The 16,692-nt window shown below is 57.1% G+C and carries 11 protein-coding genes; 5 read left to right on the forward strand and 6 right to left on the reverse strand.

Features of this window, described 5'->3' with window-relative positions; translation table 11 throughout:
• The first annotated feature begins 39 nt into the window (after window positions 1–39).
• Window positions 40–939, forward strand: coding sequence for a deoxyribose-phosphate aldolase (gene deoC, locus VFX97_12695; protein HEX5704053.1), 900 nt, complete (start codon window positions 40–42; stop codon window positions 937–939).
• A gap of 117 nt (window positions 940–1,056) precedes the next feature.
• Window positions 1,057–2,127: a VWA domain-containing protein gene (locus VFX97_12700; GenBank protein ID HEX5704054.1), complete on the forward strand. Its 1,071-nt coding sequence runs from the start codon at window positions 1,057–1,059 to the stop codon at window positions 2,125–2,127.
• A gap of 22 nt (window positions 2,128–2,149) precedes the next feature.
• On the opposite strand, the gene VFX97_12705 is transcribed toward VFX97_12700, so the two are convergent.
• Entirely contained in the window at window positions 2,150–2,500 is a 351-nt protein-coding gene (locus VFX97_12705) for a hypothetical protein (GenBank protein ID HEX5704055.1), read from the reverse strand.
• A 302-nt stretch (window positions 2,501–2,802) separates the two neighbouring features.
• Here VFX97_12705 and VFX97_12710 point away from each other — a divergent pair, with 302 nt between their 5' ends.
• Window positions 2,803–4,098 (forward strand): glucose-1-phosphate adenylyltransferase, encoded by a 1,296-nt coding sequence (locus VFX97_12710; protein HEX5704056.1) that lies wholly within the window; start codon window positions 2,803–2,805, stop codon window positions 4,096–4,098.
• Window positions 4,099–4,144: 46 nt separating this feature from the next.
• Here VFX97_12710 and VFX97_12715 read toward each other — a convergent pair whose 3' ends face one another.
• Together VFX97_12715 and VFX97_12720 are read right to left on the reverse strand one after the other, a co-directional pair.
• Window positions 4,145–5,476, reverse strand: a complete 1,332-nt coding sequence (locus VFX97_12715; GenBank protein HEX5704057.1) for a VWA domain-containing protein — start codon at window positions 5,474–5,476, stop codon at window positions 4,145–4,147.
• Between the two features lie 228 nt (window positions 5,477–5,704).
• Complete coding sequence (locus VFX97_12720; protein ID HEX5704058.1) at window positions 5,705–8,356, reverse strand: M14 family metallopeptidase; 2,652 nt, start codon at window positions 8,354–8,356, stop codon at window positions 5,705–5,707.
• A gap of 72 nt (window positions 8,357–8,428) precedes the next feature.
• Between VFX97_12720 and VFX97_12725 the strand changes: the two genes are divergently transcribed.
• Window positions 8,429–9,163 carry a lysophospholipid acyltransferase family protein gene (locus tag VFX97_12725; protein ID HEX5704059.1) on the forward strand — a complete coding sequence of 245 codons (735 nt, stop codon included), beginning with the start codon at window positions 8,429–8,431 and terminating at the stop codon, window positions 9,161–9,163.
• Window positions 9,164–9,234: 71 nt separating this feature from the next.
• Here the strand turns inward: VFX97_12725 and VFX97_12730 are convergent, their stop codons facing one another.
• Complete coding sequence (locus VFX97_12730; GenBank protein HEX5704060.1) at window positions 9,235–10,377, reverse strand: TonB family protein; 1,143 nt, start codon at window positions 10,375–10,377, stop codon at window positions 9,235–9,237.
• Window positions 10,378–10,595: 218 nt separating this feature from the next.
• Here VFX97_12730 and uvrA point away from each other — a divergent pair, with 218 nt between their 5' ends.
• Window positions 10,596–13,523 carry an excinuclease ABC subunit UvrA gene (gene uvrA, locus VFX97_12735; protein HEX5704061.1) on the forward strand — a complete coding sequence of 976 codons (2,928 nt, stop codon included), beginning with the start codon at window positions 10,596–10,598 and terminating at the stop codon, window positions 13,521–13,523.
• 274 nt (window positions 13,524–13,797) lie between these two features.
• On the opposite strand, the gene VFX97_12740 is transcribed toward uvrA, so the two are convergent.
• Both VFX97_12740 and VFX97_12745 read right to left on the reverse strand, forming a co-directional pair.
• Complete coding sequence (locus tag VFX97_12740; GenBank protein ID HEX5704062.1) at window positions 13,798–14,145, reverse strand: STAS domain-containing protein; 348 nt, start codon at window positions 14,143–14,145, stop codon at window positions 13,798–13,800.
• 204 nt (window positions 14,146–14,349) lie between these two features.
• Window positions 14,350–16,314, reverse strand: coding sequence for a bifunctional serine/threonine-protein kinase/formylglycine-generating enzyme family protein (locus VFX97_12745; GenBank protein HEX5704063.1), 1,965 nt, complete (start codon window positions 16,312–16,314; stop codon window positions 14,350–14,352).
• Window positions 16,315–16,692 lie beyond the last annotated feature (378 nt).

Below are 16,692 nucleotides of genomic sequence, written 5' to 3' on the forward strand. Positions count from 1 at the left end.
CGCGGCTGGCTCATGTTAAAATCCCTGCGGATCGATCACATGTCCTTTTCATCCAACGGCGATTTCGAGCAGCTAGTCGAGCAGATCACCGACGTCATCTACTCGCGTCTGAACGGTGATCACGCCGATCAGGCGAAGATGTGCGGCTGCACGTCTGAATGCTTTCATCGCTGTCCCGAGCGCATGCATCGCGTGGTCGATGCGGGCGCCGCGCGTATTGGCCTGGTGCTCGGCCAGACAGGTTCCGCGCGCGACTGGGCCAGCTTAATCGACCATACGCTTTTGAAACCTGATGCGACCGAAAGCGAAATTCGCCGTTTGTGCGAAGAAGCCGCGCAATACCGATTCGCATCGGTATGCGTGAATCCGACCTGGGTGCGCGCGTGCGCTTGTCATTTGCAAGGCTCTGGTGTGCCGGTATGCACGGTGATTGGATTTCCGCTGGGCGCAACGCTGGCGGACGTGAAGGGTTATGAAGCGAGGCGCGCGATCATGGATGGCGCGCGCGAAGTTGATATGGTCATCAACGTGGGCGCCTTAAAGAGTGGCGACGATTGTCTGGTCGAGCACGATATTCGATCCGTCGTTCAGGTCGCGCACGAACACGACGTCACCTGCAAAGTGATCATCGAAACGGCGCTGCTGACCGACGACGAGAAAGTGCGCGCGTGTCAGGCCGCCAAGAGCGCGGGGGCGGATTTCGTGAAAACATCCACCGGCTTTGCGAAAGGCGGCGCGACCGTGGCGGACATCGAATTGATGCGCCGAGTGGTGGGCTCTGAACTTGGCGTGAAGGCTTCAGGCGGCGTCAAGAGCATGGCCGACGCACGCGCGATGGTCGAAGCCGGCGCGACCCGCATCGGCGCCAGCGTCGGCGTGAAGATCGCGCAGGAAGCCGCCGGCGTGAAGACAAACGGACAGCCAGCGCCCGCGTATTAGCTCAACGCGAACTTACCTCAAGCAAGCCTCCCCGGAATTGCAAACAAATTGAAAAGGGCAAGTATCAAAATTAGGTCTTTGGTCTTGGGCCTTTGGTCTTTGGTTTTAGGCAGAGACTTGAAGCCCTGGTTAGAAGGCCGAAGACCAAAGACCAAAGACCAAAGACCTCAATTCGCAATTTTCATTTTTCACTTTTCAATTTTCACTGCTTTTCTTGTCTTTACCTTTGCTCTCTTCGCGCAACAGCAGCCAACCCAGGATCAGGATGATGTTCTCCGGGTCGAGACGGATCTCACCAATCTTCTCTTCACCGCCACCGACAAGAACAATCGGTACATCACCAACCTTCAGGAAACCGACGTCCGCGTTTTGGAGGACGGCGTGCCGCAGAAAGTCTTCACGTTTCAGCGCGAAACCGATCGGCCGCTGTCGATCGCGTTTCTGATAGACGTCAGCATCTCGCAAGAGCGCACGCTGCCGGACGAAAAGGCAGCCGCCCGCACGTTCATTGAAAACGTGATTCGATCTGAAAAGGACCGGGCGGCAATTATCCCTTTCGAAGGCTACGCTCATGTGGAACAGCCGCTGACGCGCGATGTGCTGTCGCTTTATCGCGTGCTGGAAAGCGTGGAAGTCGCCTTCCCTTCTTACATGGGTTCGGCGCCGCCGCTGAGTGGCATTACTTCAGGGCCGGGCACCATTGGGCCACCGTCCGAAGGCTCGACAGCGATCTGGGACTCAGTGCTTCTCACCTCGCGGCGCGTTCTGGCCGCGGATCAGGAACAGCGCCGCCGCGCAATCATTCTGTTGACCGACGGGCGCGACACGACCAGCCGCGTAACCCGGTCAAGCGCCGCCGATCACGCGATTGCCACCGAGACGGTCATCTACGCCATCGGCATCGGCGACAAGAAATACGACGGCGTTAACAAAACCGTATTGCGCGAAGTCGCCGAACGCACCGGCGGCCGCGCGTTCTTTCCGAAGAAGGAAGACGACCTGCGCGCCGCCTTCGCGGAAATCGGGGCCGAGCTTCGATCTCAATATCTCCTCGCGTACTCACCGACAAACAAGAATCGCGACGGCGCATTTCGCACGATGACAATCGAGATCGCGAATCCTGGTCTGGTGAAACAGGGTTTGAAACTGCGTTACCGGCCGGGATACTTTGCGAAGCGGGTTGGGTAATTCGTGCAGCCCTGCGAATCGTTCACAGTCCAATAGCTAAGCCGACAAAGAAAGTAAGCATGCAGATGCATTGGCCGACGAAAGAGCGTTTCGTCTTGTGCCAGAATCGGGCCACCGCAAACAGCATGGCGAGGGGAATGAAAAAAGAAGCCACACCCCAGCCTAAGCTCTGCTCGAAAATTCGTATGATCAACCAAATATGCGCAAGCACATATAGTCCCAGTGCCGGAAGCGCCAACCAAACTGCAATTTCCTTTGCCATCTCAGGCGAGAGCGGCTGAAAGGCTTGCTGCGCCAGAAAAATGACGGTAGTGACTGCGAGCATGGCGGTAAGCAACTTTATGCCGGTGGAAAACAGCGGCTCTACGTGCACCTCTTTGTCAATCGAGTACCTCGAGCGCGCAGCGTGATTGTCACCGATGAGAGCGCCGCACCTTCGGCATTCACTGCTCGTTGACCAGTTCACGAGGTGGCACTCAGAACACTTAATGCTATTCATGATTTGTTTCTCCAGGGCGGTGGGTAATCGAGGAACCGAAAGCGGGCGGCCGGAACGCGTGGCCTGCTACGACTATAAACGGACGCTGAACGACGAATCAACAACTTTCTCATTTAATACGGGGATGTTCCGAGTCTTGAACACGGGGGGCTTTCCCTATATCCTCGCCTCACTTTATGCCTTCAAAACGGAATCTTTTGGCGGTCATTCTGGGGGGTGGCGCCGGTAGTCGTCTGTTTCCGCTGACGCGAGACCGTTCGAAACCGGCGGTGCCGCTCGGTGGAAAATACCGGCTGGTCGATGTGCCGATTTCGAATTGCATCAACTCTGATGTGATTCGGATGTTCGTGCTGACCCAGTACAACTCCGCTTCGCTCAATCGCCACATTGCGACGACGTATCGGTTCTCGGCCTTCGCCGACGGCTTCGTTGAGATACTCGCGGCTGAACAGACGCCGGAACGGCCGGACTGGTTTCAGGGGACGGCCGACGCGGTGCGACAGGTGCTGCCGCACATCCGCGACTGGCAAATCGACACGCTGCTGATTCTTTCCGGGGATCACCTGTACCGGATGGACTATCGCAAGTTTCTCGCCCGGCATTTCGAAACGAACGCCGACATCACGATCTCAGTAATTCCCATTGTGCCCGACTCAGCCAGCGAATTTGGTTTACTAAAAACTGACCCGGAAGGCCGCATCATCGAATTCAGCGAGAAGCCGAAAGGTGAAGCTTTGGAAGCGATGCGCGTCGATACAACTTCGCTGGGCCTGTCGGCAGACGAAGCACGCGCCCGGCCTTATCTCGCGTCGATGGGCATCTACGTTTTCAAATACGACGTGATTGAGCAGGTGCTGGCCGAAGACTCTTCGCGTCTGGATTTCGGCAAAGAAATCATTCCTGCGAGCATTCAGCGGCACAACGTGCAGGGCTACCTGTTCAATGGCTACTGGGAAGACATCGGGACGATTGGCGCGTTCTACAAGGCGAATCTCGATATGACTTCGGCCATTCCACCTTTCAACCTGTTCGATGCCGAAGCGCCTTTGCTGACTCGCTCGCGGTATCTACCCCCCTCGAAGATCGACAACTGTGAGATCCGCGATTCGATCATCAGCGATGGCTGCATCGTCAACGGCGCGAAGATTAATCGCTCGATAATCGGTCTGCGCGCGCGGATCGGCGAAGGCGCGCATCTCGACGCGGCCTACGTGATGGGCGCCGACTACTATCAGACGATCGAAGACATGCTGGGGGATCGCGAGGCGCGCCGGCCGCGAATCGGCGTGGGAGAGAACACGATCATCCGTCGCGCAATCATCGACAAGAACGCCCGCATCGGCTCAAATGTGAAGCTGCTGAATGAGGCTGGAGTGGAAAACTTCGACGCGCCGGACGGCAGTTACTATATCCGCGATCGGATCATCATCGTGCCCAAGAATGCCTCGATTGAGGATGGCACAGTGGCATAAGACGGCCGTTGAGGACTTGCCCCCGCCACCCAACGGCTCCCCACAATTACTTCCGCAACACGGGCGGTCGAGCCTGCGGTTGATTCGTTTGCGCTGAATTTGCGTTCGGCTGGAACACGTAACTGTCACGCGTTCTCACCACCAACTCAGGCCGCGTCACGCGCACCCGAATGCCACGGCGCTCACCGGCCACCGGCTTATTCTTCGGATAATAGCCAAGGCTGTATTGCCGCCGCAGTTCTTCGGCGACTGAACGAAATGCGAAATCCAAATTCTGCATTTCGGCGTCGTACATCCGCGCGCCACTGACCCGCGCCAGATCGCGCAGGTACTGATCGCCGCGTTCGTATTCCGCACGCGAAGTCCCGGTACCGCCACCACCACCGCCGCCGCCGCCGCTGTTAATCGTTATGCCGCCGCTGACGATGATACTGATGAGGTCATCAAGAATTCCGCCCTTGCCCTTTTGGCTCCCACCACCACCGGGCCAGCCACCACCGCCGCCCGCCATGTCGGCGTACGTGTCGAACTTGACGGGATAGATCAGCGCGTCCAGTTCCTCTGAATCACGCACGGTGCTTTCGTAACTTGCGCGCTTGCTGGTCGTGTCCACGCCATCCGTGAACAGCACGATTGCTTTGCGACCTTCAATGCGATTGAAGTGCTCGTTGATGATCAGGTCCACCGCATCATACAGCCGCGTGCCTGAACCAGGTTGAGTCATATGAATCGCGTCGCGCAGCGCCACGCGATCATTCGTCGGTTGCGAAAGCACACGAATCCGGTCGCTGAAAGAGACGACCATGACGCGGTCATCCGGCCGGAGCTGATTAACAAAGGTCGTGGCCGCATCCTGAATTTCCATTATGCGACTCTTGGTTGATCCGCTGGTGTCGATGACCAGCGCGACGGTGAAAGGCTTATCAACCGAAGCGAAGTATGCAACCCGTTGCTCTACACCGTTCTCCCAAATATGAAAATCTTCCTGACGAAGGTTCGGAATGAACTTGCCGTTTCGATCCATCACGCTGACGGGAATGCTAACCAGAGTTGTATCGACCCGGAGGATGTCGCCTTCTCCGAACTCTTCCGGCTCGTTGCTCTTCGCGGGAGTCGCCGTTGGTTGTGCTTCGTTTGGATCTCGATTAGCCCCACGCAACACTGGCGGCGCCGGCGGGCGACCGACCTGATTGACCCGGTCACTTGGGTTACTCCCCGGACGCGGCCCAGTCGGTTGCGGCGCGGATGGCGTGGTGCGCGCGGGTGGTTGGGTAGAGGGGGCAGAACCGACCCGGCGCGGACGACCTTGTCCGAACACCGGCGGCATCAGTACGGCCAGGGTCAAGCACAACACTGCAAGAACGCGGATTTTATTCATAACAACAACTCCTGCCCGAGAGACGTTAAGTCGGAGGTTTTTGTTGCGGTTGGGCTTAGAGAGACCCGCTTCAGTACTTCCGGCTGCTTTGATGCGAACTACGGGCGCGCACGTTGGTCAGCGCTCCGCGTAATATGTCAGTTTCAGGAAGAGAAAAAGAGGAGAGATTCAGGCCTGACCCGGTCACAATAGCACCGTGATGGGCGGGCGGCAAGGCTCAGTCAAACATTAGTTTCCGCTGGAGTTGAGGGCGTTCCAGATGAACGGAAACGTGCCCCACGTTTGGCCCCGGTGCTGTGGCCTAAACGCGAAGAGGACGACGCGACCTTTACCCGTCCGGACTTCGGCGAGGGCAATCTTGTCTTTGATCTTGTCTTCACCCAGGAGCCAGCCTGAACGCAGAATATTCTCTTTCGCGTAGCGCGCGACGACTTCTACGCGGTCGCGGTCTGTCGCTTCAAACGCCGAACTGTTGACGAAGTACGCGTCGGTGTCTTCCAACATTGTGCGGGCAATCGAATACCTGATGTCCACGTTCAGGCGAAGAATCGAACCTGGACAGTAGAATTCTGATGACCTCAAGCCTTCAAGCACGTTTTTCAATGGAAGATTCCAACGGCGAATTAACTGTCCGCACGATCCGTCAAAGCAAATCAACGTGCCGCCGTCTTCGACGAAGCGCGCAAGATTCCTGTAGCCGGCGTCGCTGATGCCTCGCGCAGAGACGGCCTCGGCATCCATATCAGCGGTTGGACGCGGCTCTGAGGGCAGAACGATCGCGTCGAATTTGGCTCGTGGATTCTCAGTGTTGAAAGCGGTTTCGCTCAACGACTGAAACGGCACATTGAACGTGTCGAAGACGTAACGGGTCCAACCTTCGTCCATGTTTCCGGCGCGTGAGTTTTTATAGATGCCGATTCGAATTCCCGATTTGACGGGATTGGTAATCGGAGATTTTTCGCTGGTCCAAAGCGGCAACGCAAGGTCACGACGGACGTCGTTTTCAGATTTGATCAGGGTCAAGCGGAGTTCGCTGGGCGGTTCGCGGATTGCCAGCACCGCGCTCGCTCGCAAGCCCATCATCATCGGCAACGTCCAACCGGCAACGTCATATGGCCGCTCGGCTTCACCGGTTGGTGTGATTCGATCCGGATACACCTGCGGCTCAAACAATGCGAGCACGTTGCGCCGGTAGGGCTGATCGAGAAAGACCAAATAACTGCCGGCCGGCATTTCGTGAATCGTTTGATCTGAGACAACTGTTACGCCTAAGGGCGTCACCGTCGTCCGGCCGATCGTAACCGGCTCGAGTCGCTTGATCGCGTGCTCGCCGTGAAGTCCGTACAGCTCCTTCTCAAGCCGAAAAACTTCCACCCCCTGCTCGACCAGCGCGCCCACGAGCTTGGCTGTGTTTTCGTCTCGTCCCTGGCCGGGCCAAATGATGTACGCGAGAGGTTCGCCGGATGCTGGGCGCGCCAGATTCTCTTTTCCTAACTCATAAAAATTTCGGAGGTATCCGGCGCGATAGTTCGACGCCAGTGACAGAACCGAACGCGACGCGATCATCTCGATCTGCATGATGTCGCGTGGCCGCCACGTGCCGCCGGGCCAGGGATTCGGAAAATTGGTTGAGACTTCGAGGGCGCTGCGCATCCCGCGCGAGCTTGAGCGAGCCAGTTGTTCGCGGGTCACGTTTGACGGTGACATTAAGCGCGCGCTAGCCGCTTCAGTCAGAATGCCAATTGAGTTGTGATAGTAAGGTGCCGTACGAAATCCGCCGTGCCACCACGTGTCATAAAGCGCGTTCGTCAGAATTCCTTTGAAGCCCGCCCCGGTAACATCAGCCGCCATCTTGTGTCCGATCAGCCCGACCTGCCTGAGCAGCAGCGGCGAAATGTGTGGATTTGGCGGGTCGTAAAACGGCGGCACAAAGAAACGTGAGCCGTTCGAGCCCTGCTGATGCACGTCGTAGACAATCTGCGGAAACCATTCTTTCCACAGCAGTCGCGTCACGGCCTTCGTCTCTTTCAGATTGATCATGAACCAGTCGCGATTGTCGTCGTGTCCGGCGTAGTGGTGATAAAGCTCCGGCGGCACGGTTCCCTCCTGAGGCGTGCCGAGCGTTTTTCGATACCAGTTCGCAACGATGTCGATGCCGTCCGGATTTGGCGACGGGATCAGGATCAAGATCGTGTTTCGCAGAATCGAAAGAGTGTCCGCGTCGCCGGCGCTGGCCAGCTCGTAAGCAAGCTGCATCGACATCTGCGAGGCGACAATTTCAGTCGAATGAATCGAACCGGAAATAACGACGATCGTCTTGCCTTCGATAACCAGCTGGTCGCGTTCTGCCGGACCGGCGACCTTGCGCGGATCGGCAAGTTTAGCCTGAATTGTTTTGTACTTTTCCAGATTGCGGATATTCTCAGGCGCGCTGATGAAGGCGACGAACATTGTGCGACCCAGGGTCGATTTTCCGATGGTCTGTAGCTGAACGCGGTCGCTGGCGCGGTCGAGCCGCGCGAAGTAGTCGCTGATCTGTTTCCAGTCGGCGATGGTGCGGTCGTCGCCGGGATTGAAACCGAGAATGGAACGAGGCGAAGGTACTGCACTCGCCGGGCTCTTGCGCTGGGCCTGAATGTCGTTGGTTAGGATCGATGCGAGCGCAATCAGAACGGCCAGCGCCGCAGGCGCGAGATGTTTATAGAACCGTACGCCAACAATCTTCGTGCGATTGAGTCGAGACGCGCCGCGCCTCGACTCAATCGCGGAACTCAAAGAGGTCAGCGGTACTTCTAGAAACATTTCGCCGCTCGCGCGGCTTTCCGTCTCGTTGAATGCATTCATTGACTTGGGTTGATAGCCTTTATGGTAACGACGCATTCGCGTGTTTCCTCGGAAGAATCCATCTCGCAGAACGCGGCGAAGTCTAGCACAACCCGCGGTCCACGAATCATGGGCAGACTGCGATTCGCGTGGTCGTGGTTTGTCGCCGGCGCGCTACTACTCTTCGTCGCCCCGCCGGTGTTGATAATCAGTATTCCGCTAAAGCGACAGGATTGGATTTACTGGTGGGCCAACTGGGGCGCGCGCACGTGGCTGCGCTTGAGCAGCGTTAAGGTGCAAGTCGCCGGCCGCGACAACCTCGATCCGAATCAGACCTACGTCTTTGTCGCCAACCACCAGTCCTATCTCGACGCGGCGCCGCTGTTCGCCTGGACCGGACGGCGCATGGGAATGGTCGCGAAAAAGGAATTGCTCAACGCGCCGATCCTTGGTTACGGGATGGGCTTTGTTAACGTGGTGGCGATTGATCGATCGAACCGCGAGCGCGCAGTCGAGAGCCTGAAGGTAGCAACTGAACGTCTGCGCTCCGGAATTTCATTCGGTGTTTGTCCCGAGGGCACGCGCGCTAAACCCGGCGAGATGCTGCCGTTCAAGAAAGGCGCTTTTCACATGGCCGCGCAGGCCGGCGTACCTATCGCGCCAATCGCGCTAAAGAATGCGGACAACTTGATGGGCAAAGGAACGGGTGAAGCCTGGCCCGGCACCATCGAAATGGTTTTCCTGCCGCCGGTCGAAACGTCAGGGGTCAAAAGCGACAAAGATCTCGACACGCTCGTGCACCAGGTTCAGGACATGATCATGAAAGAGATGGGGATTGACAAGCTGTCGCAGCGAAGAGCTTAGTGTCAGAAGCGGACCGTCAGGGAGGTCCCGACGCGTCGCGATTGCTCACGCGCGGGCTTCTGAAACGGACCTCACTCTTCAACAAAATTGTAAGTCAGGATTCCGGTGATCTTCACTGCCGAACCGCCTATTAAAGTCGGATTGAAACGAGCCTGCCGCGCGGCTTCAATCGCCGCCAGCCAAAGTTGCTTTGGTCCGGACACGATGTCGGCCGACAGTACTTTGCCTGTCTCAGCCACAATCACCCGCACCTTGACCTGACCTGTAACTTTGGCCTTGCGCGCTTCGCCGGGATAAATCGGCTTTGGTAAATCGACCGCTTTGTCGTTGAGCTCGCCGGATTCGACGGGGCCGACGGGTCGCGCTCGATTGTCGGTTTTTTGGTTCTCCGGAGTCTCCGGCTTTACCTCTTCCAGTTCGGTAATCGTTACCTGACCGCGGCCAACCTTGTAGTCCGTATATTTAACCTGCATGCGAATGCGCATGCTTTGGCCGTCGTCGAAAATCAGATCGTCGTCGGCGTAGGCGTAGGTGGGAAACCAATATCTTCCGTCAATCTGTTCGCGAAAAGTCTCGACGACGGGAAACTTGTTAATCTTTGTCTCGGGAATCGCCTTCCCTTTTGATTTCACGATCTGCAGATCCTGATCGTCCACCCAAATACGACCGATGAAGAATCTCTCCTTCGTTTTCTTTGGATCAGGCGTCACCTTCGGCGCGACGTCAAACACGTAGAGATCGAGTTCGTCAATGCGCTCCTTACCAACATACTTAAGGTTGTACAAACCAATTCTCGCGCCCTCGAGCGCAAACGGGTTAACGCCGCCCAGGTCTTCTAAATCCTCATTCGTAACGCCGGGGAAGGTGGGCATCGGGAAAAAGTTAATCTTCTCGTAGCGGTTGCCCTGATCATCGAACGTGAAATCTGACACACGCCGGTACTCGCCAGACACCTGCCCGCCCATCCCGATCACCTGGACCAGCGCATCGCGCTTGAAAGCGTAACTGTTCAGGGCGCGCCGGAACTCACTTTCCTTCGCCGTGAACTTGGCGATGATGTTATCGATCTGGGCTTGCGTGAGCGAAGGCGAAATCGCGGCCGTTTCGGTCTTTGGCGCAGCCGAGGACTGCTGGGCACTCGCGAGTGGGGACGCCAAGAAAATCAGAAACGCGCCTAATGAAATTAACTTCCAGACGTTAAGGGTTCGGCTCATATCGAATTATTCCAGTTGATGAATGGGTCACAAAACGGCCAGATTATACCGCCGCAGTGTCTTACTTCCGCAATTCTCTCAGATGTCTAAGCATCTGGAGTTGTTGCCCACGGCCGCGTGTTTTGCGATTCGCGCTCGCCCACAATTCGGGCTAAGATGGGTGGTTTGCGGATGCGCTCAGATTCCCGACCGTGAGCCCCGCGTATGTTTTTCGAACCATGACCCACGAAGCCATTGAAGTTCGCGGCGCCCGCGTAAACAACCTTAAAAACATCTCGTTTTCGATCCCGATTAACCAGCTGACGGTAGTCACGGGCGTCAGCGGGTCAGGCAAATCCTCCCTGGCGTTCGACACGATTTACGCCGAGGGGCAACGCCGTTATGTGGAGTCGCTCTCGGCTTATGCGCGCCAGTTTCTCGAGCGGATGGACAAGCCGGACGTGGATGAAGTCCGCGGCATTGCGCCGGCCATCGCTATTCGGCAAAAGAACTCAACGCGGAATCCACGTTCGACGGTAGGGACGCAGACTGAGATTTACGACTACCTGCGACTTTTGTTCGCGCGTGTTGGGACGACAATTTGCCGCGTGTGCGGACGCGAAGTCCATCGCGACTCGCCCGAATCAGCAGCCGGCGAAACACTCGCGCAACTGACGGAAGGCTCACGGTTCCACGTTTTGTTTCCGGCGGACGCGGGATTGTCCGTTGAGCTGAACGGCAATGGCGCGAAACCTCCCACGGTAAAACGAGGAACGAACGGTTCGAAGCCAAAACTCACTCGTCAGATGGTCACAGCGCACGTGATGAGTCTGATGCAGCGCGGCTTCACGCGCCTGATGCATGAAGGTAAGCAGATCGACTTAGCGTCACCGGATGATTACAAACTCGATCACTTCGAGAATGTTTACGTGCTGGTGGATCGACTGGCGGCGCGCGAGGACGTTCGCCAGCGGCTGGTTGATTCGCTGGAGACTTGCTTTCGCGAGGGTCATGGCCAGGCAATGATTGAGTTGGCAGAAGGTACGCAGGCAGGTACGCACGCCTCCGGCGTGCTCTCTGATAAGCGTGCCGGAGGCACACGTACCGCTACCCGGCTTCGCTTCTCGGAAGGTTTCGAATGCAAATACGATCGTATCGCCTACCCGACTCCTGAGCCGCGGTTGTTCAGCTTTAACAATCCGTTTGGCGCGTGCCCTACGTGCCAGGGCTTTGGCAATACGATCGGCCTCGATCTCGATCTCGTGATTCCCAATCCCGGCCTCACGCTCGCCGAAGGCGCGATTGAGCCGTGGACGAAGCCTCAATACGAATGGTTTACGAAAGAGCTGCGTCACTTCTGTAAGTCGGAACGCATTCCGACGAACGTCGCGTTTAATCAACTAACTCGCCCACAACGGAACGCCATCATCAACGGCAAAGGCGACTGGGAAGGCGTGCGCGGATTTTTTGATTGGCTGGAAACGAAGAAATATAAGCTGCACGTGCGCGTCTTTCTTTCGAAGTATCGTGGTTATACGGTTTGCCCGGATTGTGAAGGCGGACGGCTGCGGCAGGAAGCGCGTGACGTGCGTGTCGGAGCACGGACTTTGCCCGAGGTTTGCACGCTTTCGATCAAAGATGCGTCGGCATTCTTTGAAGCACTCGAACTTCCAGATGAACAGTCGGCCGTATCCGATCGTGTTTTGTTTGAGATTCGCCGGCGGCTCAAGTTTCTGGTCGATGTCGGTTTGGATTACCTGACGCTGAATCGACTCGCTTCAACATTGTCGGGCGGCGAAGCGCAGCGAATCCAATTGGCGACGAATTTGGGCTCGTCTCTCGTCGGCGCGTTGTATGTACTCGACGAGCCGTCGATCGGTCTGCATCCGCGCGACAACGATCGTCTGATTCGGCTGCTTCACAATCTGCGCGATATCGGCAACACCGTGCTGGTGGTGGAGCACGACGAAGAGATGATGCGCTCAGCCGATCACCTGCTCGATATTGGTCCGGCGGCGGGAGAACTGGGCGGGCACTTGATCTACGAAGGGGATTTCGCCGGTCTGATGGAAAGTCCGCAGTCGCTGACGGCGCGTTATCTTCGCGGCGATGCGGAAATCAAAGAACCCAAACACCGGCGGCCGCTTAAAGTAAAGCAACTGAATGTTCGCGGCGCAAGCGAACACAATCTGAAGAACATCAAGGTCGACATTCCCCTCGACATGCTGGTGTGCATCACCGGCGTCAGCGGGTCGGGCAAATCGACCCTCGTGCACGATTGCATCTATGCCGGGCTGAAAAAGCAGCGCGGCGATTGGCAGGGCCACGTCGGCGCATTTCACAAGCTTGAGGGCGGGCAATACATCGAGGAAGTGATTCTCGTAGATCAATCTCCGATTGGCCGCACGCCGCGTTCGAATCCGGTCACTTACATTAAGGTCTATGACGCGATCCGCGAGACATTCGCGAACACCCGCGAGGCGCAAGCGCGCGGGCTTGAGCCGTCGCACTTCTCGTTCAACGTTCCCGGCGGCCGTTGCGAAGTTTGTCAGGGCGACGGCACTGTCACCGTCGAGATGCAGTTCCTCGCCGACGTTGAACTCGTCTGCGAAGAATGCAAAGGCACGCGCTTCAAGCAGCAGGTTCTCGATGTGCGCTATCGCGGCAAGAACATTCACGAAGTGCTGAATCTGACTGTCCGCGAAGCGATTGCTTTTTTCCGCGACGTCACGAAGATTACGAACCGCCTGCGTGTGCTTGATGAGGTAGGCCTGGGTTATTTGCGACTCGGTCAATCAGCGACCACTTTGTCCGGCGGTGAGGCTCAGCGCGTGAAACTCGCGGCGCATCTTTCGAAACGCGCCGGCGCGCGGGCGCTTTATATCTTTGATGAACCGACCACCGGTCTTCACTTCGACGACATCAACAAACTGTTGACAGCGTTTCGAGCGCTAATCGAAGCCGGCGGCTCGCTGCTCGTCATCGAACACAATCTCGACGTGATCAAGACGGCTGACTACATCATTGATTTGGGACCGGAAGGTGGCGAAGCGGGTGGTCACGTCGTGGCCACGGGAACGCCGGAACAGATCATGAAGGCGAAGGGTTCGCATACCGGTAGATATTTGAAGGCTCATCTCACGAAATCGAATGGTCATGGGAAGTAAGCAATGGTCACCGGCTCTGATGCGCTTCAGTGCGACGCGATTTAGTAATCAGCACTCAGGTCATCGCTCCGTCAGGAGCGAGATGTTTATAGAACCCCATTTCCCAAACAACGATTAAGCTCCGTCAGGAGCGACATAACATGTCGCTCCTGACGGAGCTTGGAATTCTCTAAGGACCTCCTGGCTATAAACATTTCGCCCCTGACGGGGCGATTAGTTCCGCGCCAGGAATCCGATTGGCCGTCCCCAGCGAGAGATGGACGCAGCCAGCCAACTACTCAAAGCTGGCGAGGGCCTCTTGCTCGCTCTTGAACGTTATCGACGAAATAAGAACTCCTCCAACCGTTGATGTTGATTCGGATCTCCAGGCCTGCTCCAATTGCGCTTGCACTTTGCTTGAGGGGCTACACAGTTTCAACTGGCTTCCGTCTTTATGAACTGACCCCAACGTGGAAACCATCTGTTCGGCCTCGCTCGCGTCAATCGAACTGACTTTCGCAAGATTCAAAAGAATCTTCTTGTCACCGTTCCTGACCTTTCGACTAATAGCGTTGCGCAACACAGCGCCGCCCTCTCGCGAACTAATCGTGCCAGCCAAATCGAGAATTACTATGTCTCGCACTCGCCGCTCCGAGATTCTCAAATCGGGAGGGCGTTGCGGGGGCGGGTTCCTCGGCGGTGGGTTTCGGATCGGCGGCGGGAGTTTTCGCATCGGCGGCAATTTGCCCGTGCCGCCCTGACCGAGAGCGAGCAGGCAGAAGGCGGTAGGCAGTAAGCAGCCCGCCAGGAGAATTCGCATTTGAAGCTTGCCGATTCGCATCACGAACTAATCCTCGTTAGTACTAGTCAAATCTTTCGCCAATCGAAATCCTGTCTGATCGTAGGTCGGCGCTTTCCGTGCCGGCCAACCCGCGCGATACGTAGTTGTCGCGTAATCCTTCGTCGATATGTAGCAGCCGCCGCGAATCACCTTTAGATCGCTGGCCGGGGCGACGCCCGGCAGTCCGCGACCCGGATAAGCTTTAAAGTCGGTGGCGGTCCACTCCCAGGCGTTGCCCACCATGTCATTAGTACCGAACTGTGATGCGCCTTTGTACGAACCAACCTCGACGACCGTTTGCTGCGCGCCGTGAGCGTTCGCCGCGCCGTCCTTCCAGTCGTTCCCCCAGGGGTACAGGAAGCCTTTGGTGCCGCGCGCCGCGAATTCCCATTCTTCTTCGGTCGGTAAACGCTTACCGGCCCATCGCGCATATTCGCTCGCGTCGGCCCATGACACGCCCATAACCGGTTTACGCGCATCACCCGCAGCGAATGAGCCGTTCTTCCAAATCGACGGAGCTTTATGGCCGGTCGCCTTCACAAATTTCAAGTACTCTTCGTTCGTCACTTCATTCACATCGATGTAGAACGGGTTAACGGTGACGGGGTGCGGAGGCCGTTCCGCGTCGTCGCCTGCATCGCGGCCCATCGTGAACGCACCGCTGGGAACATAGACCATTCCTTCGGGAGCCGGCATGCCCGTACGTCCCGAAATACTGTTTGTCGATTGGTTACCGGCGACTTGACTCGCAGTAATTGAATCTGATGTTTGCACTCCTCTGTTCTTCGTCAGCCAGAAGACCAGGCCGATAACGATAAGAACGGCCGCACTGGCCGCGACGATCCCGAACAGGCGTTTGCGGGTGCGCGTGTGCAGTGGACTTGTATCTCCGCCATCTCTTCCCGTGGTCATTTCATCGAGCGAACGGTCACGCACCGTCGTGGCGGCGGGCTTGCGTGCGCCGGCGTCGGGCGGAGCTAACGTGGCCGGAAGGTCGTCGCCCGCACTTATCGCGCCGCTTGCGACACGCGCTGCGGAGCTACTATGGAGCAACGCTGCAACCAATTGTTCTGAAGACTCGGCCGCGTCGGACGCTGACGGGGGCGCGTCCCGAGCCGTTTCAACTGACTCAGGTTGCGCGAAATCAGTGGCGCTCAAGAGCGCCCACATCGCTTCAGCACTCGCGGGTCGATGCTTACGATTAAGCGCCAACCCGTTTTGGACCACCGACGCGATGTGGACAGAAACCGCCGGATTGAGATCGCGAACCGGCTTCAGCGGATCTGCCTGTCCTTCTTCGAGCGCGTGGTAACGCGCCGGAGCATCAACCGGGGCCGTGCCTGTAAGCAGGTGATATAGAGTTGCCGCCGCCGAATAGATATCGCTGCGAGCATCGGTGCCGACGCCGTGAATCTGCTCGAGCGAAGCGTAAATCGGCGTATAGCCCCGCACGCTTTGACTGTTTCCCGCCGTGGCCATCTGGCCCACCGAGCCTTTCGCCAATCCAAAGTCGAGCAAAAAAATCTCGCCCTTTCTGGTGAGTTTCAGGTTCGCCGGTTTGATGTCGCGGTGCAGTATCGGCGGGCGTTGGTCATGGAGGTACGCCAACACGCTCAGCAACTCTTCCGCCCAGCGCAGAACCTGTGTCTCGGGGAATCCGCTCCCGCGCAACTCCAGTAACTCGGCGAGATCATGACCGGGAATGAACTCCATCACAAGAAAGTGGCTATCATCTTCCGTGAAGTAGTCCATCACCTTGGGCAGTGCGGGATGTCGCAGGTTCGCCAGCAACGCAGCCTCCCGCTCGAAGGCGGAACCAGCGTGGGTGTCCCGCGTCGTGTCCGTCTGTTTCAGCGCCACCAGACAGTTCACACGCTGATCAATCACCTCATAGACAGTGCCCATGCCGCCGTGCCCAAGTTCACGCACGATCCGGTAGCGGTTCTGAAGGATTGTGTTAGGAGTTAGCACGCCTAACTAAGCCTGACTGCCGTGTTGTCGACCCGCGAGGCACGGGCCGAATAGTTTGGGCGAAACTTTAGCTTACTCTGACAAAACGCACCAGAGTTTAACGTCACGACTAATCGCCTGCGAGGATGCCAGGTCTTCATGTAAAGACGGCCATTGCCGACGCCCTAATCATGCGCAGGGAGGTCTTTCTTCACGCCGCACTCAACGCTTGGTCGCCGTATTCGGGTCGAAAGAAAAGACACTCACCGTCCAGTAGTGTTGTTCAGGACTTCCCGTAAGCGCCGGGTTATTTATTCGGCCCAGGACTGCGAAGCTGCTGGCCCGTATGATCAAAGCTGAAGCCAATTAAGCGTTCATTCGAACGATTGGAGAACTTCA

It is taken from the genome of Pyrinomonadaceae bacterium (genome assembly GCA_036277115.1).
Lineage (GTDB): Bacteria > Acidobacteriota > Blastocatellia > Pyrinomonadales > Pyrinomonadaceae > UBA11740.

Bases quoted from the DNA above. Each gene is read 5' to 3' on its own strand.
- deoC (HEX5704053.1), top strand. From the start codon at position 40: ATGTCCTTTTCATCCAACGGCGATTTCGAGCAGCTAGTCGAGCAGATC.
- VFX97_12710 (HEX5704056.1), top strand. From the start codon at position 2,803: ATGCCTTCAAAACGGAATCTTTTGGCGGTCATTCTGGGGGGTGGCGCC.
- VFX97_12715 (HEX5704057.1), bottom strand. From the start codon at position 5,476: ATGAATAAAATCCGCGTTCTTGCAGTGTTGTGCTTGACCCTGGCCGTA.
- VFX97_12720 (HEX5704058.1), bottom strand. From the start codon at position 8,356: ATGCGTCGTTACCATAAAGGCTATCAACCCAAGTCAATGAATGCATTC.
- VFX97_12725 (HEX5704059.1), top strand. From the start codon at position 8,429: ATGGGCAGACTGCGATTCGCGTGGTCGTGGTTTGTCGCCGGCGCGCTA.
- VFX97_12730 (HEX5704060.1), bottom strand. From the start codon at position 10,377: ATGAGCCGAACCCTTAACGTCTGGAAGTTAATTTCATTAGGCGCGTTT.
- uvrA (HEX5704061.1), top strand. From the start codon at position 10,596: ATGACCCACGAAGCCATTGAAGTTCGCGGCGCCCGCGTAAACAACCTT.